The following is a 21,731-nucleotide window of genomic DNA, read 5'->3' on the forward strand; positions in this document are numbered from 1 at the left end:
AAAAAAGCTAATATGAAACGATATTTACTCATAGTGCTTCTTTTTATCAGCTATTCTTTGGTGAATGCCCAACACTTGCCATTACTTGGTAACTATATGTTCAATGGTCTGACCATTAATCCGGCTTATGCAGGTTCCCGGAAGGCATTGAGTATTGCCGCAACACACCGCACCCAATGGGCAGGCTTTGAGGGAGCGCCTACTACCCAGGTGCTAAGCGCTCACGGCCGTTTGGAAAGACAAAAACTGGGCCTGGGCCTGATGTTCTTGAAAGATAAAATAGGCTTAACCAATCAATACGGGGCCTATGGAACGCTGGCTTATTATGTGGATTTCAAAGACAAAAGCCGGAAGAGGGTCAATAAAAGTTATCGCAGATATCGCTTGTTTCATCGCTTGAAAGAAAGTAAATTGTCTTTCGGCTTACAGTTTGGTTATTCACATGTGCGGACAAATTGGAGCCAGGCTATTCTGGAAGAAGAAAATGATCCTTTATTTACCGATATACCCAACTATGAATTTGTGCCTAATGTGGGTGTAGGGATGTATTATTACAACGATGTTTTTTTTGCAGGGCTTTCCGCGCCCAACCTTTTGAATACGAATGGTAGCCCTTTTGGAGACGAGCGTACCTTCGGGAACTTCTTGTTTTCTACCGGCTTTTTACTGAATCTCAACGAATATATTCAATGGCAACCCTCTACACTACTTCGGTATATTGAGAATTCTCCGGTGCAATTTGATATTAACTCTAATTTCATTTTTTATGAAAAGCTGTTGGCAGGGCTTTCATACCGGCATCAGGATGCCTTGATACCTATTGTGCAATTGTACGTTTCAGATCAGTTCCGGGTGGGGTATACCTATGAAGTAGGAATTTCCGATTTGAAAAAATATCACCACGGTTCTCATGAAATTTTATTGATGTATGAGTTCAGGTTTAAGTCGAAAGTGATGCACCCTAAGTATTTTTAACGTGAGTACGACTATGCAAAGGATTTTAGTTGTTTTATTTTTTTTCTTGACCTTATTCCATTCTGTTTTTGCTCAAAAGAAGGACAAGAAGACTGCAACAACAGTAGGGGCTATAGAGGTGCCTGTCAATAAGGATGTCAGCCTCAAACTCTTGCCATTTAATACACTCCATTCAGATTTCGGTGCAGTTCCTTATAAAGACGGACTGATTTTCAATTCTAATATGCTTAACGAAAACATTGTCACATATATAGAGGACAATGAAAAACTGCCTTTGTTTGATTGCTATTTTGTTCGGAAAAAAGATTCATTGGGAGAAAATTGGGGAACACCTCGTTTGCTCAAAGGAGATGTTAACTCTTTGGTGCACGATGTAGTCGGGACTTTAAACTCGGAGGGAGATGTGTTGTACTTTACCCGGAATTACCTCTTTGATAAAATTTCCGATGTAAAAAAAAGTGACAACTATTTAAGCATATTCCGGGTAGAATTTAAAGAAGGAAAATGGGACAAAGTAACGCGCTTTCCTCAGAGTAGTAAGTTTTTTGTAACGGCTCATCCCAGTTTTGGGGCCAATGATAGCACAATGTATTTTGTCTCTGATCAACCCGGTGGGCAGGGGGGGACGGATATTTACGTAAGTTATTACCGCAACGGTACTTGGCAGCAGGCTCATAACCTGGGGCCTGAGGTTAACTCACCGTATAACGAACGCTTTCCTTTTATTCACTCGGACGGTACCTTGTTTTTCTCTTCTGACCGGAAAAGCTCTTTGGGAGGGTACGATGTGTATTATACTGAAAAAATCGGGGGCAAATGGGTAAAGCCGATTAACATGGGTCCCCCCGTAAACTCGGATGCCAACGATTTTAGTTTCTATATCGATAAGCCCCGGAAAATTGGCTATGTTTCATCTAACCGGGGGCTGGATCCCAACGATGACAATATCTACCAATTTGAAATGAATTCACCGGCTTTTACAGGCTGTCCGGTGCAAATTGATGAGAATTTTTGCTATACCTTCTTCGAAGAAAATACCACCCTGGAAGATTTTGAAGACTTACCCCTTTCATACTTATGGGATTTGGGAGACGGAACTCAGGTCCGGGGAGTGACTGCCGACCATTGTTATACCAAAGAAGGTATTTATGATATCAACCTGTATATCATTGATTCTCTCTCCGGAGAAGTGTTTTGGAGCGAGGCAAATTATCAACTGGAAGTAAAAAAACAAGAGCAAGTATATATAAATACACCGGAAGACACGGTTGCCGTGGGAACGGAGGTTGCTTTCAGTGGACATAAAACCCGGATCAAAGGATTTCTACCCCAAAAGTTTTATTGGAATTTTGGCGATGGATTCAGAAGTGAGGGTGTGGAAGTCAATCATATGTTTGCCGAGCCCGGGCTTTACCGTATTCAACTGGGTGTGGAGGGAATGGATGAAAACGGAAATCCGGATAAACATTGCGGTGTGAAATACTTATTAGTGATGGGTGAGAAAATGTTGACAAAAAAGAATAAGAAAAGGCAGGAGAAATTTTTGGCGAGTCTGAATTCTCCCTTTGTGCTGAATTCTTATCCTTACTTGCGCAAGGGTATTAGCGGTATCAGTGCTACTTTGGGAAGTGATGTCGTATACAGCGTTTTGTTGAAAGCTTCCCCTCAAAAACTATTGCCGGATGATCGTTTTTTTTCCCGGGCCAACGAATACCGGAGTGCGTTTGGAAATATCATGGAAATCTATGATCTCAATACCCAAAACTATTTGTACACCATTGCCAAAAAAGATAAACTGACCGATACTTACCCTGCTTTTAAAACCATGAAAGATGAAGGGTATCAAGAAGCGATTGTGACCTACCGGAGTGAAAGTGACAGCTCATTGATTGTATACACCCCGATTCAATACAAATTTTATTACGAGTATGGAGTGGTAGAAGTGAAAGAAGACGATGGGGAGTTTAATCAGTTTGTGAATGAAGTAGAGGAAAAGATTAAAATTGAAGGCGAAGTGCGTTTGTTGATCGAAGCCAGCGCTTCCAAAGTTCCGGTGGCAGACGGATCAAAAACCAATTACCAATTGGCTGCAGAAAGGGCCCGGGAGTCTAAGAAACGCCTCATAGAAATGTTGAAAGAGCGAAGCGTAGATATTGAAAAAATTGTGTTTGAAGAAGACCGGGTCTTGGTACAAGGCCCTGAGTATAACAATGATTTTGAGGAAAATAGGGAAGCCTATGAAAAATATCAGTATGTGAAAGTGGTAAGAATTTTAAAAGGCTGACCGGGTATTTATTATTGACTATAATTTAATTACCGGACGAACATGTGGAACAAACTTTTATATATGGCCTCTTTCCTGTTGTGGAGTTTAGGGCTTTGGGCGCAGCCTGTTCCCGGGGAAGATGAAAATATACCCTACTTGGTGACTTTTGGAGGCCATGGCTTGCCTACCTGGGGAGATGATGATCGTACCCAGATCTTTTTCTTTAAAGTCCCAGCTGCCTACAAAGGCCCTGTGTATCTAAGGGTTTTTGATCCGGATATCGGAGGTGCATTGGATGAAGTCAGATTGGGATTTAATACCAAAGTGAAATTTTCAATTTACGGTGGGAAAAATGCTTATTCCGCCTATGAACGAAGAGATGTAAGCGGTAAGGAATCCAAAGGAAAGTATGCCGGGAATTTACTGGTTGCCAAAACCTTTGGAAATGACCCCGAGTACGATAGTAAATGGTACACCTTTGGGCCGTTTAATCCGGTGGAAGGTGAGTTTGCCAGTCATTATGACGGCTATATTTTTAAGGTTATTGCTGAAGGTATGGTAGGTGATGACGGTAATATTTACAAATACTATTTAAGTACGAACCCCGACCGGAATAAACGCATTGAAGGTGCGAATGCCTTTACGTATAAATATACCTTCCGCCTGCCTCATAAACCGGGTTCGGTTTCTCATATCTATCCTTATATAGATGAACATGTCATTTCGGTAGAGCAAAACAACTTTGATTTTGACCAAGACGGCATTATCCGCTTGGTGTCCGTGGCAAAGCGTTCTGAAAAAGTAATGACTTCCGGGCAAGCCGAATGGAAGGGTAGTAAGCACGAAATTGTACAAGAAGAACTCAACACTTCCTTGGATGTACAATTTATCAAACGGAACTTTCAACGGAACAATAACATCGTGTTCTATATCCAAAATCAATACGGAGAATTTTTGCCCTTTTGGACTATTCCTATTGGGGGAGTGCCCAAATACAACTACGGAATTAAAGCTAAACGCAAATCTGGAGGGAATTAGCCGGTTGAAGGTTTTACTGAACAAATGAGTGAAACGGTGAATACATCCCAAAGCTTTCTCCAACCAACACTCACTCATTCACCATTTCACTCATTCACTATTTCACTCATTCACCATTTCACCATATCGTAGGGATTTACCAAGTGGGTTTTTCTTTGTTTAAAAAGGCCGCAATCCCTTTCTGGCAATCTTCCAGTTCCCGGGCTTTGGCATTCATTTCCGCAGCATAGTTCAGGCCGTCTTCTAAACCCATTTCTTGTAAGCGGTGAATCATTTGTTTGGTAGTAGTAAGTGACTGGCCTGAGTTTTCCTCAATCATCTGTCGGGCAAAAGCCGCTACCTGTTCGTTGAGATATTTGTTTTCTACGATATAATTAATCAAACCTAAGGATTGCGCCTTTTCCGCAGGTATCAAATTGCCAGTGAGCAATAATTGTTTGGTTTTGCCCTCTCCGATTTTCCGGAGCAGGAATGTCATCACAATGGCCGGGATAAAGCCTATTTTTACCTCTGTATATCCGAATTTGGCTTCCGGTACACTAAAAACAAAATCACAGACGGTAGCCAATCCACATCCACCGGCTATGGCATGGCCCTGTACTTGGGCAATCACCGGTTTGGGAAAGGTATAGATTTGCTGAAAGAGTTGCTTGAGTTGTTGGGAGTCCTCTAGGTTTTCCTGATAACTATTTTGTTGCAACTGTTGTAAATATGCGAGGTCCGCTCCGGCACAAAAAGCTTTCCCCTCGGCTTTGAGTATTACAAGTTTTGCTTCTGTATCAGAGGCTGCTTCTTCAAAGGTTTGGGCTAACTGTTGAACAAGTTCTGAGTTTAAGGCATTGCGTTTTTCCGGACGGTTGAGGGTAATAGTTGCAATTCGCTGACTTATGTTAAGGGTTACAAATTTCATAGTAAAAATATTGGTTAAGATTTTATATGTTGATTGGGGTATTCAGAGCAAATTAAACGTAAAAATGCCCTTTTGCAACCGTTTTGTGCAAAAGGGCATTTTTCAAGAAAGGTCATTAATACCTGTATGGATAAGTCACTTTACAGGGAATTCCGCTGGTATTTTAGGGCATTTGACCCTGTATTTTCTATGCTATTAGAATGCCGTCAGGGTAACCCCGACAAAATAGGGTTGGATAGAAACCGATTGCCCGGGTTCAAATTTATCACTTTCAAAAATATCACTCAGGCCATAAAAGCCATAGAAATTAATGGGGCCATACCCAATGCGGCCGATGAGTCCGTATTTCAATTTTTCTGCATAAAAATCGCCTTTGTCTTTCATTTTTCTGCGATCACCAAATTGGTCTTTGTACACAATTTTGGTATGGGAGTCAAAGAGGTAGCCGATTTTTGCTCCTGCGCCTATACGAAAGGCATTTTTTCCCGGATGGGTGCGAAAACGAATTTCAAGAGGGATCTCAAAGTAGTTCAAAGCAATGAGTGATTTTTTGATTTCTTGCCAACCGTTTGCGCTATTGGCTTCCAGTAAGTTGACAAATGCGAGACGGTCAGCCGTTTTCACCAAGCCAATATCGCCTTTAAAGCTATACCGGTCCAAGCCTACGCCAAAGCCCGGGTGAAACGTAAATTTCTCATTCCACAATTGTACCTCATACATATAGTAAAGGTTGACCCCGCGAGAACCCCAAGCTTTGATATCATACCCGTTGATATCTTCCGTTTGCGTGCGGTTCAGCCCGAAGTCAATAGTGAACTGCCCGGGCAAGTCAAAGAGGATTTGAGCGGAAACTTGCTGAGACATTAGGAATAAAAGCAAAAAACAATACCTTTTCATGGAATTCATATTGGATTGACTGTTAGGTTTTACACGGATAAAATTATAGGAAAGAGAGAAGCAAAAAAAGAATTCAAAATATTGTGAGTATTTTTCATAAAAATTACGGAACTTATAGGTAAATTACATATATTTGCGGATTTGAAAACCCGATCTACCAGATGGCATTTAGAAAAAATAAAAAAATCACCAATGACTTCGATAGAGTCACTATTAGTTTAGCGTCACCAGAGTCTATCCTAGAGAGCTCTCATGGTGAGGTTACCCAACCGGAAACCATTAATTACAGGACGTACAAACCTGAAATGGGAGGTTTGTTCTGTGAACGCATTTTTGGTCCGGTGAAGGACTGGGAATGTCATTGTGGGAAATACAGGCGAATCCGGTACAAAGGTATCATTTGTGATCGATGTGGTGTAGAGGTTACGGAGAAGAAAGTGCGGAGAGAGCGCATGGGTCATATCCAATTGGTCGTACCGGTTGCGCACATATGGTATTTCCGGTCTTTGCCTAATAAAATTGGCTACTTGCTTGGTTTACCTACCAAGAAGCTGGATCAAATCATTTATTATGAGCGCTACGTAGTAGTGCAGGCAGGGGTGAAAGCCGAAGATGGTGTAAACTATTTGGACTTCCTCACCGAAGACGAATATCTGGATATTCTGGATAAACTGCCACGTGAGAACCAGCAGTTGGACGATGATGATCCAAACAAGTTTATCGCCAAGATGGGTGCTGAGGCTTTGGATATGTTGCTGTCAAGAATCAATCTGGACGAACTTTCCTACGAGCTAAGGCATGCTGCCGCAAACGATACTTCTCAACAGCGGAAAGCAGAAGCATTGAAGCGCCTGAAAGTGGTAGAAGCCTTCAGAGATGCCCGTACCCGTATCGAAAACCGTCCGGAATGGATGATCATTCGAATGGTACCGGTAATTCCACCGGAGCTGCGTCCCTTAGTTCCTTTGGATGGAGGGCGTTTTGCCACATCTGACTTAAATGACTTGTATAGAAGGGTTATTATTCGAAACAACCGTTTGAAGCGTTTGATCGATATCAAGGCACCGGAAGTGATCTTGAGAAACGAGAAACGGATGCTTCAGGAAGCAGTGGATTCGTTGTTCGATAACTCCAGAAAAGTAAATGCAGTAAGAGCCGATGGTAACCGGCCGTTGAAATCTTTGAGCGATATGCTGAAAGGTAAACAAGGGCGTTTCCGTCAAAACTTGCTGGGGAAAAGGGTGGATTATTCCGGCCGTTCGGTAATCGTTGTAGGGCCTGAATTGAAACTGCACGAATGTGGATTGCCGAAAGACATGGCGGCTGAGTTATTTAAGCCGTTTATTATCCGCAAGTTGATCGAGCGGGGTATTGTCAAAACCGTAAAATCCGCAAAGAAGATTGTTGACCGGAAGGACCCTGTTGTTTGGGATATCTTGGAAAACGTCTTGAAAGGACATCCGGTCCTCCTTAACCGTGCTCCTACTTTGCACCGTTTGGGTATTCAGGCTTTCCAACCGAAACTGATCGAGGGTAAGGCAATCCAATTGCACCCCTTAGTATGTACCGCCTTCAACGCTGACTTTGATGGTGACCAAATGGCCGTACACGTGCCTTTAGGGCATGAGGCCGTCTTGGAAGCTTCGCTATTGATGTTGGCTTCTCATAACATTCTGAACCCGGCTAACGGTAATCCGATCACGGTACCATCACAAGATATGGTATTGGGGCTTTACTATCTGACAAAAGGTAGAAAAACTACGGATACCGAAATCGTAGCGGGTGAAGGAATGACTTTCTACTCTGCGGAAGAAGTAATCATCGCATTGAATGAGCGAAAAATCTCTAAACATGCGAACATCAAAGTAAGAGGGAAAGTAAGAGATGATAAAACGGGTGAATTAAGCACCCAGATTATTGAAACCGTAGCCGGCCGGGTAGTCTTTAACGAATGTATTCCTGAAGAGGTAGGATTCGTAAACGAACTGCTGACCAAGAAAATGTTGCAAAGAATTATTGCAAGAGTTTTCAAAATTGTGGGTATGGCCCGCACGGCTAAATTCTTGGATGATATCAAATACCTTGGTTTCCAAAACGCCTATAAAGGGGGCTTGTCCTTTGGTATGGATGAAATTATCATCCCGGATGTGAAACAAGAACTGATTGACGAAGCGAAGAAAGAGGTGGATGTAGTTTGGAACAACTACTTCATGGGATTAATCACTGATAACGAACGATACAACCAGGTGATTGATATCTGGACCCGTATCAATGCGCAGTTGACCAATACCCTGATGACTCGCATGAAAGAAGATAACCAGGGCTTCAACTCTATCTTTATGATGATGGATTCCGGAGCAAGGGGGTCTAGAGAGCAAATTCGTCAGTTAGGTGGAATGAGGGGATTGATGGCAAAGCCGCAGAAAAGTTTACAAGGTTCTGTGGGAGCCATTATTGAGAACCCGATCCTTTCGAACTTTAAAGAAGGACTGGATGTACTTGAGTATTTTATCTCAACACACGGTGCGCGGAAAGGTTTGGCGGATACTGCCTTGAAAACGGCTGATGCGGGTTATTTGACACGTAGATTGGTCGATGTTTCGCAAGATGTGGTAGTAGCCGAAACAGACTGTGGTACTTTAAGAGGATTGAACGTGGAAGCCCTAAAAGAAAACGATGAAGTCATCGAACCTTTGGGCGAGCGTATCCTTGGTCGTGTAAGTGTTCACGATGTATACGATCCGTTGACCGATGAGTTGTTGGTAGAAGCCGGAAATGAGATCACAGAGGAGATTGTAGCAAAAATCGAAGAAACCAATATCGAGGCCGTAGAGATTCGTTCTGTACTGACTTGCGAATCCAAAAAAGGGGTTTGTTCGGCATGTTACGGTCGTAACCTCTCTACAGGTAAGCTGGTGCAAATCGGTGAGTCTGTGGGAGTTATTGCTGCGCAATCTATCGGTGAGCCGGGTACTCAGTTGACCTTACGTACATTCCACGTAGGGGGTACCGCTTCTAACATCGCAGTAGACGCATCCATCAGGGCTAAATTCAGCGGAATCATTGAATTTGAAGAAATGAAATCCGTGCCGACTAAGTCACCTGAAGGCGATGATGTGGAAGTCGTTATGTCTAGAACAGCAGAAGTGAAGATCATTGAGGAAAAGAGTGGACGAATGCTGTTAAGCAACCACGTTCCTTACGGATCTTACTTAAAAGTGAAAGACGGAGACAAAGTAGAAAAAGCTGATACGATCTGTTTCTGGGATCCGTTTAACGCAGTCATCCTTTCTCAGTTTGACGGTATTATCAGGTTTGAATCTATCGAGGAAGGTATCACTTTCCGTGAAGAATACGATGAACAAACCGGTCACAGACAGAAAGTAATTATCGATACCAAAGATAAAACGAAAAACCCAACCATTGTAGTACAAGCGACCAATGGCACTGAGGTGAGTAGCAACATCCCGGTGGGAGCTCACTTGTCCATCGAAGACGGAGATAACGTGAAGGCGGGACAAATTATGGTGAAGATCCCGAGAGCAATTGGTAAAACCCGGGATATTACAGGGGGTCTTCCAAGGGTTACCGAGCTGTTCGAAGCCAGAAACCCATCGAACCCTGCAGTAGTGAGTGAAATTGACGGAGTTGTTTCTTACGGAGGTATCAAACGGGGTAACCGGGAGATCTTTGTAGAATCCAAAGACGGATTGCGTAAGAAATACATGGTGCAGCTTTCTAAGCATATCTTGGTGCAAGAAAATGACTTTGTGAAAGCGGGAATGCCATTGTCAGACGGTGCGATTACTCCTTCTGATATCCTGAACATCAAAGGACCTACTGCTGTACAGGAATACTTGGTGAACGAGATTCAGGACGTATACCGTTTGCAAGGGGTGAAAATCAATGACAAACATATCGAAGTGATTGTGCGTCAGATGATGCAAAAAGTAATCATTGTGGATACGGGAGATACGACCTTCTTGCCTAACCAGGTAGTGGATAAATTCTCTTTCCGTGAAGAGAACGATAAGATCCTGGATAAGAAAGTAGTTGTAGATGCAGGAGAATCTACCAACTTGAAACCAGGTATGATCGTAACAGCTCGGAGACTGAGAGATGAAAACTCTAGCCTAAAGCGTAGAGACTTGAAGACTGTGACAGTAAGAGATGCACAACCTTCGGTTTCTCGTCCGACCTTGCAAGGTATCACACAAGCTTCGTTGGGTACTCATAGCTTTATCTCGGCAGCATCCTTCCAGGAAACTACCAAAGTACTGAGTGAGGCGGCCATTAATGGTAAAGCGGATGAACTGAACGGCTTGAAGGAAAACGTGATTGTAGGTCACTTGATTCCTGCGGGTACCGGTGTGAGAGAACATCAAAAAATCCGGGTGGGCTCCAGAGAAGAATACGAAGCTTTAGTGGCTTCTAAGCAGAGCTTTACTTCCAGAGAGCTTCAAAACTAAGTCATTCATTGATTTGTATATAAATAAAAAAGCCGGTAGCAATACCGGCTTTTTTATTTCGAAGTACTGGAATAGGTTCTGATTCATTAGAGTAAATCAAATAAATCTTTCACTCCAATAGGCTGCGTTTTGACAAATCCTTCTGCATACTTTACACCGAGTGGTTTTGCCCAATGGCGGGCCCTGGATTCAATAAAATGCATAAACTCAGGCGTGGAAATAAAAGTGCTGTCTTGTGCTGTCTTGTCTTCTGCCGATCCCGTGTGAAACTGAGTGGCAAAGGCTTTGATAGATTCCACTTTTTTATCCCAATAGGGAGTGATGTCAACGGAAAAATCAGGTTCAATATAGTCAGATTGAATGAAGTGGTAAACCTTTTTGGGGCGCCAAGCTTCTTGCGCCTGCCCGTTCAGTTGAGTACTAAGCTTTTTTAAGCCACTGTAAAAACAGGCTTCCACACTCAGTGCTGCTGCCTTGGGGTGGTCGGGGTGACGGTCTTGGGGAGCGTTGGCCAAAACGATTTCCGGCCGGTACTTGCGGATTACTTTAATGACTTCCAACTGATGTTCCCGGTCATTTTTGAAAAAAGCATCTGCAAATTGTAAATTCTCCCGGATATGAACACCTAAAATTTTGGAAGAGGCTTCCGCTTCTTGTTTTCGAATTTCGGCAGAACCGCGCGTTCCCATTTCCCCCTGTGTAAAATCGATAATGCCCACTTTTTTCCCCAGCGCTATATGGGCCAAAAGGGTGCCTGAACAGCTTAATTCGGCATCATCAGGGTGGGCTGCGAGTACTAATATATCTAATTTCATTTGGTCTGTAATTTTAGATAGGTTGCAAATTAATGAGCATATAAAGTTGGTAAGATTAGGCCTATTTACCAACTCTTTTGAAGGCTAGCCGATGAGATCTGCCCGGGATTTGACAGGGAGTGGGTTGGTAAAGTGTTGGTTTAGAGGAGAAAGTAAATTGTTTGATACCTGAGGTGCCTAAACTATAGAAAACCTTATAGGGACCCGAACTCTTGTAAGGGCACGGCTTTCTTTATCAAATTTGAATCGCTAAATTTGCGCAATTGTTTTTGCCTGGTGATGTGCAGTGCAGAAAGGCAAAAACTCAAAGTCTATTTTAAGATTCGTGTAAATCAAAAAAAGTATGTTACAAAGGGTTCAATCAATTTTTTTGGCATTGGTAGCAATTGCTATGTTTTCTGTGGTGTTTACTTCCATTTGGGAAAAAACAAGTAGTGAAGGAACCGAAACCGTAGTATTGACAGCTCTGCAAATGGTGCATTCAAAAGGAGAAGAAGCCGTCAATACTGTGAATACGTTTTACATTGCAGCTTTAGCATTTTTATCTGCAGCAGTGGCCATCGGCTCCATCTTTAGTTATAAGAGTAGGTTGACCCAATTGAAATTAAACTTATTGAATGTATTGTTAATGGCTGCAACAATTGGCTGTATGGTGTACTTCTTATTTGAAGGGACAAAATATTTTGAGGTGAAAACCAATCAAGGTGCTTTTGATATCGGTTTTTATTTGCCGGCCGTAGGCTTGTTTTTCAACCTATTGGCCAACCGCTTTATCCGTAAAGATGAAAAACTGGTACGTTCATCGGACCGGCTTCGTTAAGTCAATACCTACGCAACACGGGGATAAAAAAACCTCCTCTCCAGTGTACTACCGGAGAGGAGGTTTTTTTACCTTTCAACTTATAATTATAAGGGCCTAACTGTTTTTCCATTTAATAGTACATCCGATTGCTTTGGTTGTGGTTTTGCTCACTTCTTTGCCAGCCAACAAGGCATCTACCGCATCTCTTACATAGAATTTATTGGCTTGTGCAGCATTGTTCGGACTGTTGTCTATCGTGCCGATATAAGCTACTCTCATAGAACCGTTTTGCTTTTTCACAATATAAACATGTGGGGTTTTTTCTGCGCCAAAAGCCTTGGTTACCTTTTGGCTTTCATCGTGCAAATATGGGAACGAATAGTTTTTATCCTTGGCCCTTTGTTGCATGGCTGCAAAAGAATCACCCGGTTGCTGACTGACGTCATTGGGGTTGATGGCAATTACAGGAAAACCTTTGGAAGCGTATTCTTTGTTCAAGTCATTAATACGTTGCTCATATAGTTTGGCATAAGGACATGTATTACAGGTGAATACAATAATAAAGCCCTTAGCTTTGGGGTAATCGGCCAATGAGACCATTTGCCCATCTACATTTTTTAACTTGAAACCTTCGATTTTATCTCCCACATTATAGCCGCCTTCATTCACCGAAAATGCGGAGAATACAGTCCATAATCCTAGTGTAACTATCAGAGCAATAATGGGTTTTGCTTTCATGTTTAAAACTGTTTGGATGAAAATTACATTCATGATGGAGCATTTCCCGGCACCGTGGCCAAGAAACCTGTATAGATGAACACCTTGTATGTGTTCTCAAATACATTTAATGATATTTTCTTGTTATATAAAGGATTGCAAAATCTTTACTAAATCATCGTAAGTCAGGCCTTTTGGAAAAAACTTTCTTTGTTGGGATTGCGAATTGACTACCAACGTTGCAGGAATTGCCCCTTCCCAGTCGGGATCTATTCTTCCAATCCAAGTATCGTAATCGGTCTCATCTAATAACACCACCCTTGATTTTAAGTTTTTTCGCTTTACAAAAGGAATCACCCGGCTTTCCAATTGATTGGCAAAGTCTAAGCTTACCAAGATAAATTCTACATTTTTGGATTTAAACGTATCCCGGGCCTTTTCAAAATCCGGTAGCTCCTTGATACAAGGAGCACACCAAGTAGCCCAGAAATTAATTACATACGTTTTTCCCGAAGTATGGTTTATCATGGCTTCGAGTTGTTCCATCTTGATCACCTTCACTTCGGGTTGGGCCAAAGTGGAATTCCAACAGATAAACCCCAAGATAAATAGAAAAAGAAATTTCTTCATTGGCTTGATAGTCAATTAGATATGTTTTTATTGTTTGACTTGTTATTTTGAAACAATATACCCATCTCAACAGTGTTAGACTACCTTTCAAAGGGATTTAACATTTTTTTAGTGAATCCATATTGAAAGAAGGAATTTGTCATTTGGCAAGTTATCAATTATCCGGATACTAGTACATCCGAAGTTTGAGTGTTTTGCTGTTCTAATTTTTTGCTTACAATCTCAAAGCGAAGCACCAGTAAAATTGCGGCCATGGTTAATCCCACCAAAAAGCCGATCCAGATTCCGGTTTCCTTTAAGTCGAAAACAAAAGCCAATACATAGGCTACAGGTAAAGAGATCACCCAATACGAAAGCAAAGCAATCATTGAAGGGATTTTCACATCCGTAAGTCCTCGCAATGCTCCCAGACCTACCACTTGAATGCCATCAAACAGCTGGAACAAGGCGGCTACTATGATCAGCTTAGAGGCCATGGCCGTTACTAGTAGGGGGTCCTGTATTTCCGGGTCGGCTTGCACAAAGATCGGGGGTAAGTAATGCCGGGTAAAAACCAGTAGGATGGCTGACACAATCATAAATACCGCTGACATATGAAATACGCTATGGGCGGCTTTCCGAAGGGTGGTGAATTCCCGTTTTCCATATTGATTACTGACGCGGACGGTAGCTGCAGTAGAGATTCCATTGGCAATCATATAGGTAAGAGAAGCCAGACTCAGTGTAATCTGATGGGCTGCTAGCTCTACTTTTCCGATCCAACCCATCATAATCGTACCCATGTTGAATGCCCCGGTTTCCAAGGTGGTTTGGAAAGCAATAGGTAAACCAATACGACTGAGTTCCTTGACCTGTCCAATATTGATTTTACTGTTTTTAAAGGCTTGTTGATAAGGAGCGAAGGTTTTGGATTGAAGCAAATAGATTAATAAACTTACCGCCATAAATACCCGGGCAACCAAGGTAGCGATTCCGGCTCCGACCAGACCCATGGGTTCTACCCCAAACTTTCCGAAAATGAGCACATAGTTCAATCCTACATTGATCAGGTTGCTGAGCAAGGTAAATACCATGGTAGGTTTGGTAGACTCAATTCCTTCGGCAAACTGTTTACAAGCAAAAAACAGCATGAGAGGCACAAGGCTATAACTAATGATATGATAATAAGGGGTGGCCTGATGCAATACATCGACTTTTTGTCCCATGAATTGCATGACCAAGGAGAGGGCAAGTGCCACAAATGTTAAAAGCAACCCTAAAGAGAGGTAGGCTGTCAAGCCATTTTTGAATAGCCCCCCAATTTCTGTGACATTCCGCTTGCTATATGCCTGGCCTACTAAAGGTGTCAGGCCATAGGCAAAGCCCATCCCGAATACCAACATATTGACAAAGACTCCGTTGGCAAACGAAGCGGCAGCCAATGGAGTCGTGCCTATATGCCCCACCATAATATTATCCACAATACCTACTGACATTTGCCCTGCCAATGCCAACATTACCGGTAACGATAAACTAAGGTTCTTTTTATAATGAGGTATGTATTCCTTTATACTCATTTTTGATTTATTTATAAAAATTATTGATACAAATAAAATGGGATAAACTTTTATGCCTCCTGAATACCACTGACAATACCCCGCAATAGAACAGCCCAGGGGTGTGTCCTGTTCTTATAAGGTTAGTATCAGATGTTTATGAATTTTTTACTTCTTGTCAGTAACTGTTTCCGGGGAAACCCGGAATGCTACAGTGATGTTGGTGAGAATTTGGATTTGCAAAGTACTGCAATTTTTCTCTAATGAAAGTGTAAACGATGGTGAATTATTGAAGTTTTTTTATAAAATTAATTCCCTGTTGATGAGATCGATTAAGTGTTGGTTTTTCTATGCGTTAAAAGCGTGTTTCATAAATAGAACCCTTGAATTTTAAAGCAATTAATGATGGCTGAAAAGGAACATATGATTCAATGTCCCAAATGCGAATGGCAACCTGATGGCGGTAGTTACTGGAGTTGTGAGTGTGGCCAGGTGTGGAATACATTTGCTACCTATGGAAAGTGCCCTTCTTGTTCTAAAGTACACCGGCAAACCCAATGTCCCATGTGCCATGAATGGTCGCCACACCCCGATTGGTACCTGGACCTGGAGGTGCTGGATATCTCTGTTTTGGAAGAAAAAGAGTTGGAAAAATAAGTTGATGGCAGTTGGCTTGTCCTTGTACCTGGGATGGTATTCTAATAAATTGATAAAAAACTCACCCATCATGAACTCATTGAATTCACGATGGGTGAGTGAAAATTAATTTGACGATTAGTAGTATATAAGGTAGTTCTATTCATTCAGGTTTTTGGTGTTTTTTACCCAGAAGCGATGACTTTCTGACTTTTCGCTACCGGTTATCGTCACCGTATAAGCCCCTTCTCTAAACTTTTGGGTGGAAATTAAGGTGTTAAAATGGGTTTTATTAACCTCATCTTTATGCACTACCTTTCCGGCATCATTTGTAATCACAATGGAAGTAGGGGTTACCGCATTGGTAAAGGATACCAGTACTTGCTCTTGTTTGAATTGAGAAGTGACAAATACATCGTAAGGACTAAGCTCATTGACTGTACGCTCTCCTACATGCAATACATGATATTCCACAAAAGGACCTTTTTCTATTTTCAAACTATACTGTCCGTTACCGAAGTTTTCTAAGTTGATATTGTTATTACTGAACTCTTTATTTACATAAGCTTTGTTAAACACCAATTCATTTTTCTTGTTGTACAAGCTGATGTTGACTGTACCGGGCTTCGTGTTTTTAAACGCAAATCGCAGGTTAGGGCTATTCTGTACAACATAGTAATTGTAAGCCAACCCAACAGATGCAGCGGTTGCTTTTTCTCCGGCAAGGTGTTTTTTATTCTCAGCAAAACTTATCATACTGATTAAACTAAAAAGAAAGCTAAAAATCAAAACAGTGGACTTTTTCATGGTTGGATATTTTTGTTCTATAAAAATCAATTTGTATTTATCCTTTTGCCAGACTTGTGCCATGTTTTTGTTATGTATTGATATACAGTTGTTTGTGGGTTGTTTTTGTTGGATGAGTACTAGTGGGTACTGTTCATAATCGTTCACATATGTTAGTTTGTGGACAACCTCCGGATAGTTTGCTTGAAGAAGAATACTGAAATGAGCATTCCGGGTAGTAGGACAAAAGGCTTATAGGGAATTCAGAGAATGGGAAGAAGCCCGGAATAGGTGACATTTTGACAAAGAGAAGTTAATTTTGAAGTGATCAGGAATACAACAGATATGAACGAACAAGTAAAAGAAGAAATAGATCAGGAGCTACTAGAGTACTTGTCCGGGTTTGTCACCGAAAATAAAATGTCTTTATTCAATAAGATATTGCCGTATCGTACCCGGCATTTGACAGTGGTAATGGAAAATATTTATCAGTCGCAAAATGCCAGTGCGGTGATCCGGACTTGTGAGTGCTTGGGGATACAGGATGTCCATGTGATTGAAGTTTTCAATAAATATAAACTGAATAAGGGCGTGGCCAGAGGGGCTGGAAAATGGGTGGACTTACACCGGCATCACAATACCCGGGAGACGATGCAACTACTCAAACAACAGGGCTACACCTTAGTGGCTACTTCTCCCGGGGAAAGCAGCATTGATTTATACGACTTGCCACTGGATAATAAAATAGGCTTATTGTTTGGAACGGAACTTACCGGTTTGTCAGAGGAAGCTCTGGAAGAAGCTGATCTAACGATAAAAATTCCTATGTTCGGATTTACGGAAAGTTATAACCTTTCGGTAAGCGCCTCTATTTGTTTAAGTCATATGATCCGGCAGTTGCATACCTCTGATATTCCTTGGCAACTGAGTGCCGAAGAAAGAAAAGAATTGCAAATGGATTGGGTTAAGAAAGTAATCAGACGGGCGGATAAATTAGAAACCGAATATTATATTAAAAAACGGGCCGGATTAATATGAATGCCTTGACCTACGTACTGTGGAGTGTTTTTCTGGTTTTGTCGTTTTTGCCATGCCAAGGGCAAAGGTATCGCTCCATCAAACATGTTCCTTTGAATGGAATCACAGCCATAAGTATGGATCGCAATCAGAAAATTTATGTCGCAGATGTATTAGGACAAATCAAAAAATATGATTTACCCAGTGGACAAACTGAGGGTGATTATTCGTATGGCAAGCCCGGTTCCTTTGCCTGTATAGATGCTTGGCAAACCGTCCGTATATTTGCTTTCAATGCCGATTACCAGGAGTATTTGTTGCTTGACCGTCAATTAGGAACGGCCAACGTGCAAAAACTTCCCCCGGAACTGATCGGACATGCTCCGGCAGCGGCCCTGGCAACAGATAATCATATCTGGTTGTATGATGAATTTGATATGAGTATCAAGAAGTTGGATGAAGAAACGGGGGAACTGTTGATTAACGCACCCTTGACCAATGATTTGTTTGGAGACGAATTACAGCTTAATTATATGAGAGAGTACCAAAACTGGCTGTTTGTCAATGATGCCCAGTCGGGTATTTTAGTCTTCGACCTTTTGGGCAATTTTAACCGGCGTTTAGACGCATCCGCCACTGATTTTTTCTCCTTTTGGAACAATATGATTTATTTTATCCATCGGGGAAAGTTGGTGACAATGGATATGTATACCCAAGAAAGAAAAACGTATTTGTTGCCCGAGGAAGTTACAGATAAGGTTTTGTTAACTTCTCATTTTTTGGTTTCCTTCTCCCGGAAAGGAGTACGGATCTTTGAAGCGGATTTTGAGCAAGACTGATCATTGGTTCGGATAATTGACTTTGCTCACCGGTTTTTGATAAAATTAATCAGATTTGATGATATAAGTTTTGGTTTTAAATCTTAAGAAAAGCCATTTTTGCTAAATGATTGTGTTGATATCTTGAATAAGACAAGAATTTGGTGAAAACAGTCTGGTTTTTGTAGAAACAGAAACACTTTTTTGTACAAAAAAGAGTGACTTCGCTATGAACCGCACTCTTTGTGAAATTACGACTCTAAAAATTTACATAAAACAAGTCGATCTCCATGCGAAAGATAATCCTTTTTGAACTCAATGAAGTACCTTTCAAGGTAATAGATCATTATTGCAAAACCCATCCTAAATCAACTCTGGCTGAGATCATGAAGGTGTCGAGCCAGATAGAAACCGTGACGGAAGATACCGGGCACCTCTCTCCTTGGATTACCTGGCCTACTTTGCATCGGGGGGTGAGCAATAAGCACCATCAAATCAAAGACTTTGGAGAAGATCTTTCGGGAGTAAATGCCAAATACCCTTCCATTTGGGAAATTCTGATCAATAAAGGCATTTCTACAGGAGTATTTGCGTCTATGCATAGCTTTCCGGCACCGGCAAATTACAAGGACTATGCGTTTTATGTTCCCGATCCCTTTGCGGGAGATTCATTGGCCCATCCTGAGAAATTAATGCCTTTTCAACAGTTCAACCTGGCCATGTCGCGGAAGTCGGGGCGAAATGTAGATACCGGTATTGATATGAAATCCGCTACCTCCCTGGCTTTGAGTTTGCCGGGTTTAGGGATCAAGTCGAAGACTATGATGGATGTAGCCGGGCAGTTGGTAGCAGAGCGGACAACACCTTGGAAGAAAACTCGAAGAAGAACTTTTCAAACCGTTTTGGCATTTGATGTCTATTTGAAATTATTGAAAAAAACAGCTCCTGCTTTTTCTACTTATTTTTCGAATCATGTAGCCTCAACGATGCACCGGTATTGGGCAGCTACCTTTCCGGAAGATTATAAACAGTATGATTTGAGTCAGGAATGGAAACAAACGTATCAGGGTGAAATTGATTTTACCATGGGAAAACTCAATGACTTCTTGCAGGCCTTGATTCGTTTTATAGATGCCAATCCGGAATACAAGTTGGTGATGGCAAGTAGTATGGGGCAAAAGGCAACCATTGCCGAGCAATTAAAAACGGAGGTATATTGTGAAGATTTCAATAACTTTCTTCGGTTTTTTGAACTTCCGGAAGGTTGTTGGGAAATTAAACCGGCAATGCACCCTCAGTACAATTTGACTTTGGATGAGCCGTATATCGAACCATTCAAAGAGAACCTCGACCAGTTGGAGATTAATGGAAAGCCAATCAGTTATCGTCTAAAAGGCAACTTCTTTAGCATTGACTTGGGCCATAGAAATATGGATCATGAATACGTGCTGTATAAGGGCGAAAAGGTGCCTTTTGAGAAATTAGGAATCACAAATATTCCTATTGATGACGAAACGGGAAGTACAGCCTATCATGTGCCGGAAGGTTCTTTAGTCGTTTATGATCCTAAAGATAAGACACCTAAAAAGGAGCGGCAGTACGGAGTGAATTCTGTGACCATTGTACCGAGCATTTTGGATAACTTTAATATTCCCGTACCGAAGTATATGACTTCGGAACGAATTGATTGCATTGCAAAATAAATTCGAATATATACTCACTTATCAAAAAAGGGATTCGTAACGAATCCCTTTTTTGATAACAATTGATTAAGCAATTTTTGTAAAAGGTATTCGAAGTGTATCATCATACTTCTTTTATCCGGTCCTTTCATTAGATGTTGTACATTTGGAAATATACAGTTTACCTAACAAGACTTATCATGTCAGATACAAAAGAAATTACAAGCAAAGTGGCTTTAGTGGCAGGAGCTACCGGGTTGATAGGGCACACTTTGGTGAAAGCTTTACTTAAACAAGAGAGTTATCGCCAGGTAATAGCATTGGTACGAAGACCTCTGGGAATTGAGAATGATAAGTTGAAAGAGATAAACGTGGATTTTGATACGCTTGGAAATCTGCCCCCGGAAGTTATTGTCGACACAGCTTTTTGTTGTCTGGGAACCACGATGAAAAAAGCGGGTTCGAAAGAAAAGTTTTACAAAGTGGACTGTACGTATGTTCAATATTTTGCAGAATACGCACTTCGAGCCGGAGCAAAGCACTTTCATTTGGTTTCGGCTCTGGGAAGTAATAAGACCTCAATGTTTTTTTATAACCGGGTGAAGGGCGAAGCGGAAGAATTTGTTCGAAAAATGCCTTTTGACAAGATTTTGATTTACCGGCCTTCACTACTACTGGGGGAACGACAAGAAGCCCGTTTAGGTGAAGGTTTTGCTAAGATGTTTAACCAACTTTTTTCATTTCTTATTCCTTTAAGGTATCGAGGCATTCATGCAGATACGGTTGTAGCAGCAATGCTCCAATCGGAGAAGGTAGCTTTTGGTCCCACACTTCAACTATTAGAATCAGAGGAGTTGCAAACCTTTCATTAAAAGGAGAGAGTTGATAAAGTGTTGGTTTACTGGGTATTTCTTGTGATTCTTGCCAGAATCTTCTATCTTATAGTAGAACATTCATCAAATAAAATTAAAGTTTACTATGGGAAAAGGAGATAAAAAAACAAGAAGAGGAAAAATTACCAAAGGAACCTTCGGTGTAAGAAGGCCTCACAAAGCAAAAAAGTATAAGGCTTCGGACCAAAAAGGTTCTTCGGATAAAAAATAAACATGGTCCGGCTAAAACGTAAAAGGGTGCCTTTTTACCGGCACCTTTTGTTTTCGGAAGTACACTGTTAAGGATAAAAACTCACAAAAAAACCGATTTAAAATTTTAGATGGGCGTTGAACTCTCTTTGTGCAATTCAGGTTTGATTAGTAGCTGCATAGGATAGATAGTTAGGAATTTAAATTTTTTTGCATGAAGATGAATTCAAAGCTACAAGAAGAAAGCCCTTTAATGGGTATTCATTGTTTGTTTAACAACCTTAAAGGGAGCGTTGATAAGTGGTTAGTAAAACTATCTCTCAAAAAGAACCGAAATAGACTTACTTGTAAAGAGTTCAGCGAAATGGTTCATTATTTTATTGATAATGAATTATCAACTAGAGAGAGGCTCCTCTTCCAAAAACAATTGGAAAAATGTACTGCATGTAAAGAGCAGTTTCAGGTGGAACAGGAAATCGTAAATTTGATCCGGTCCAACGTGAAGAAAAAAGAAGTCCCCATCGCTCTTGAAGAAGAAATCCGCCAAAAGGTAAAAATCTACGAACTCCTTCAGTAATCAATTCCTTCCCACAGGGTATTCCTAAAATTAATACTGTTTCTTTTGTGAAAGAAACCAAAAGGATGAAAAAAGGTAT

The 21,731-nt window shown here is 41.3% G+C and carries 19 protein-coding genes; 12 read left to right on the forward strand and 7 right to left on the reverse strand.

Features of this window, described 5'->3' with window-relative positions; genetic code table 11:
• The first annotated feature begins 12 nt into the window (after positions 1 to 12).
• The 3 genes from AAG747_RS00555 to AAG747_RS00565 are packed head-to-tail and all read left to right on the forward strand — an operon-like array spanning position 13 to position 4,279.
• Entirely contained in the window at positions 13 to 975 is a 963-nt protein-coding gene (locus AAG747_RS00555; RefSeq protein WP_346819163.1) for a PorP/SprF family type IX secretion system membrane protein, read from the forward strand.
• A gap of 13 nt (positions 976 to 988) precedes the next feature.
• On the forward strand, positions 989 to 3,259 hold the full coding sequence (locus AAG747_RS00560) for a PKD domain-containing protein (protein ID WP_346819164.1): 2,271 nt from the start codon (positions 989 to 991) through the stop codon (positions 3,257 to 3,259).
• Between the two features lie 42 nt (positions 3,260 to 3,301).
• Positions 3,302 to 4,279 (forward strand): hypothetical protein, encoded by a 978-nt coding sequence (locus AAG747_RS00565; protein ID WP_346819165.1) that lies wholly within the window; start codon positions 3,302 to 3,304, stop codon positions 4,277 to 4,279.
• 136 nt (positions 4,280 to 4,415) lie between these two features.
• Here the strand turns inward: AAG747_RS00565 and AAG747_RS00570 are convergent, their stop codons facing one another.
• Positions 4,416 to 5,189: an enoyl-CoA hydratase/isomerase family protein gene (locus tag AAG747_RS00570; protein ID WP_346819166.1), complete on the reverse strand. Its 774-nt coding sequence runs from the start codon at positions 5,187 to 5,189 to the stop codon at positions 4,416 to 4,418.
• A 195-nt stretch (positions 5,190 to 5,384) separates the two neighbouring features.
• On the reverse strand, positions 5,385 to 6,053 hold the full coding sequence (locus AAG747_RS00575) for a porin family protein (RefSeq protein ID WP_346819167.1): 669 nt from the start codon (positions 6,051 to 6,053) through the stop codon (positions 5,385 to 5,387).
• Between the two features lie 194 nt (positions 6,054 to 6,247).
• Here AAG747_RS00575 and rpoC point away from each other — a divergent pair, with 194 nt between their 5' ends.
• Positions 6,248 to 10,555 carry a DNA-directed RNA polymerase subunit beta' gene (gene rpoC, locus AAG747_RS00580; RefSeq protein WP_346819168.1) on the forward strand — a complete coding sequence of 1,436 codons (4,308 nt, stop codon included), beginning with the start codon at positions 6,248 to 6,250 and terminating at the stop codon, positions 10,553 to 10,555.
• 86 nt (positions 10,556 to 10,641) lie between these two features.
• On the opposite strand, the gene bshB1 is transcribed toward rpoC, so the two are convergent.
• The gene (gene bshB1 / locus AAG747_RS00585) at positions 10,642 to 11,370 is read right to left on the reverse strand and encodes a bacillithiol biosynthesis deacetylase BshB1 (RefSeq protein ID WP_346819169.1); all 729 of its coding nucleotides are present in this window, start codon (positions 11,368 to 11,370) and stop codon (positions 10,642 to 10,644) included.
• A 343-nt stretch (positions 11,371 to 11,713) separates the two neighbouring features.
• Between bshB1 and AAG747_RS00590 the strand changes: the two genes are divergently transcribed.
• Positions 11,714 to 12,190: a DUF4293 domain-containing protein gene (locus tag AAG747_RS00590; protein ID WP_346819170.1), complete on the forward strand. Its 477-nt coding sequence runs from the start codon at positions 11,714 to 11,716 to the stop codon at positions 12,188 to 12,190.
• 96 nt (positions 12,191 to 12,286) lie between these two features.
• Here the strand turns inward: AAG747_RS00590 and AAG747_RS00595 are convergent, their stop codons facing one another.
• The 3 genes from AAG747_RS00595 to AAG747_RS00605 all read right to left on the reverse strand — a co-directional run bounded on the left by AAG747_RS00595 (position 12,287) and on the right by AAG747_RS00605 (position 15,075).
• Positions 12,287 to 12,910, reverse strand: a complete 624-nt coding sequence (locus tag AAG747_RS00595) for a thioredoxin family protein (protein WP_346819171.1) — start codon at positions 12,908 to 12,910, stop codon at positions 12,287 to 12,289.
• Positions 12,911 to 13,033: 123 nt separating this feature from the next.
• The gene (locus tag AAG747_RS00600; RefSeq protein ID WP_346819172.1) at positions 13,034 to 13,519 is read right to left on the reverse strand and encodes a TlpA disulfide reductase family protein; all 486 of its coding nucleotides are present in this window, start codon (positions 13,517 to 13,519) and stop codon (positions 13,034 to 13,036) included.
• Positions 13,520 to 13,677: 158 nt separating this feature from the next.
• The gene (locus tag AAG747_RS00605) at positions 13,678 to 15,075 is read right to left on the reverse strand and encodes an MATE family efflux transporter (protein ID WP_346819173.1); all 1,398 of its coding nucleotides are present in this window, start codon (positions 15,073 to 15,075) and stop codon (positions 13,678 to 13,680) included.
• A gap of 381 nt (positions 15,076 to 15,456) precedes the next feature.
• Here AAG747_RS00605 and AAG747_RS00610 point away from each other — a divergent pair, with 381 nt between their 5' ends.
• Positions 15,457 to 15,711: a hypothetical protein gene (locus tag AAG747_RS00610; RefSeq protein WP_346819174.1), complete on the forward strand. Its 255-nt coding sequence runs from the start codon at positions 15,457 to 15,459 to the stop codon at positions 15,709 to 15,711.
• A gap of 138 nt (positions 15,712 to 15,849) precedes the next feature.
• On the opposite strand, the gene AAG747_RS00615 is transcribed toward AAG747_RS00610, so the two are convergent.
• Positions 15,850 to 16,497 carry a T9SS type A sorting domain-containing protein gene (locus AAG747_RS00615; protein WP_346819175.1) on the reverse strand — a complete coding sequence of 216 codons (648 nt, stop codon included), beginning with the start codon at positions 16,495 to 16,497 and terminating at the stop codon, positions 15,850 to 15,852.
• Positions 16,498 to 16,821: 324 nt separating this feature from the next.
• Here AAG747_RS00615 and AAG747_RS00620 point away from each other — a divergent pair, with 324 nt between their 5' ends.
• The 6 genes from AAG747_RS00620 (at position 16,822) to AAG747_RS00645 (ending at position 21,652) form a co-directional block, all read left to right on the forward strand.
• Positions 16,822 to 17,514 carry a TrmH family RNA methyltransferase gene (locus tag AAG747_RS00620; RefSeq protein WP_346819176.1) on the forward strand — a complete coding sequence of 231 codons (693 nt, stop codon included), beginning with the start codon at positions 16,822 to 16,824 and terminating at the stop codon, positions 17,512 to 17,514.
• Positions 17,511 to 18,332, forward strand: a complete 822-nt coding sequence (locus AAG747_RS00625) for a hypothetical protein (protein WP_346819177.1) — start codon at positions 17,511 to 17,513, stop codon at positions 18,330 to 18,332. The genes AAG747_RS00620 and AAG747_RS00625 overlap by 4 nt, the downstream gene beginning before the upstream one ends.
• Positions 18,333 to 18,601: 269 nt before the next feature.
• Positions 18,602 to 20,014 carry a hypothetical protein gene (locus AAG747_RS00630; RefSeq protein WP_346819178.1) on the forward strand — a complete coding sequence of 471 codons (1,413 nt, stop codon included), beginning with the start codon at positions 18,602 to 18,604 and terminating at the stop codon, positions 20,012 to 20,014.
• Positions 20,015 to 20,193: 179 nt separating this feature from the next.
• Positions 20,194 to 20,865 (forward strand): oxidoreductase, encoded by a 672-nt coding sequence (locus AAG747_RS00635; RefSeq protein WP_346819179.1) that lies wholly within the window; start codon positions 20,194 to 20,196, stop codon positions 20,863 to 20,865.
• A 106-nt stretch (positions 20,866 to 20,971) separates the two neighbouring features.
• Positions 20,972 to 21,097, forward strand: a complete 126-nt coding sequence (locus AAG747_RS00640) for a 30S ribosomal protein THX (protein WP_346819180.1) — start codon at positions 20,972 to 20,974, stop codon at positions 21,095 to 21,097.
• A 231-nt stretch (positions 21,098 to 21,328) separates the two neighbouring features.
• Complete coding sequence (locus tag AAG747_RS00645) at positions 21,329 to 21,652, forward strand: anti-sigma factor family protein (RefSeq protein ID WP_346819734.1); 324 nt, start codon at positions 21,329 to 21,331, stop codon at positions 21,650 to 21,652.
• Positions 21,653 to 21,731: the final 79 nt, after the last annotated feature.

Origin of the sequence: Rapidithrix thailandica, assembly GCF_039710355.1 — a bacterium.
In the GTDB taxonomy this organism is placed as follows: Bacteria; Bacteroidota; Bacteroidia; order Cytophagales; family Flammeovirgaceae; genus Rapidithrix; species Rapidithrix thailandica.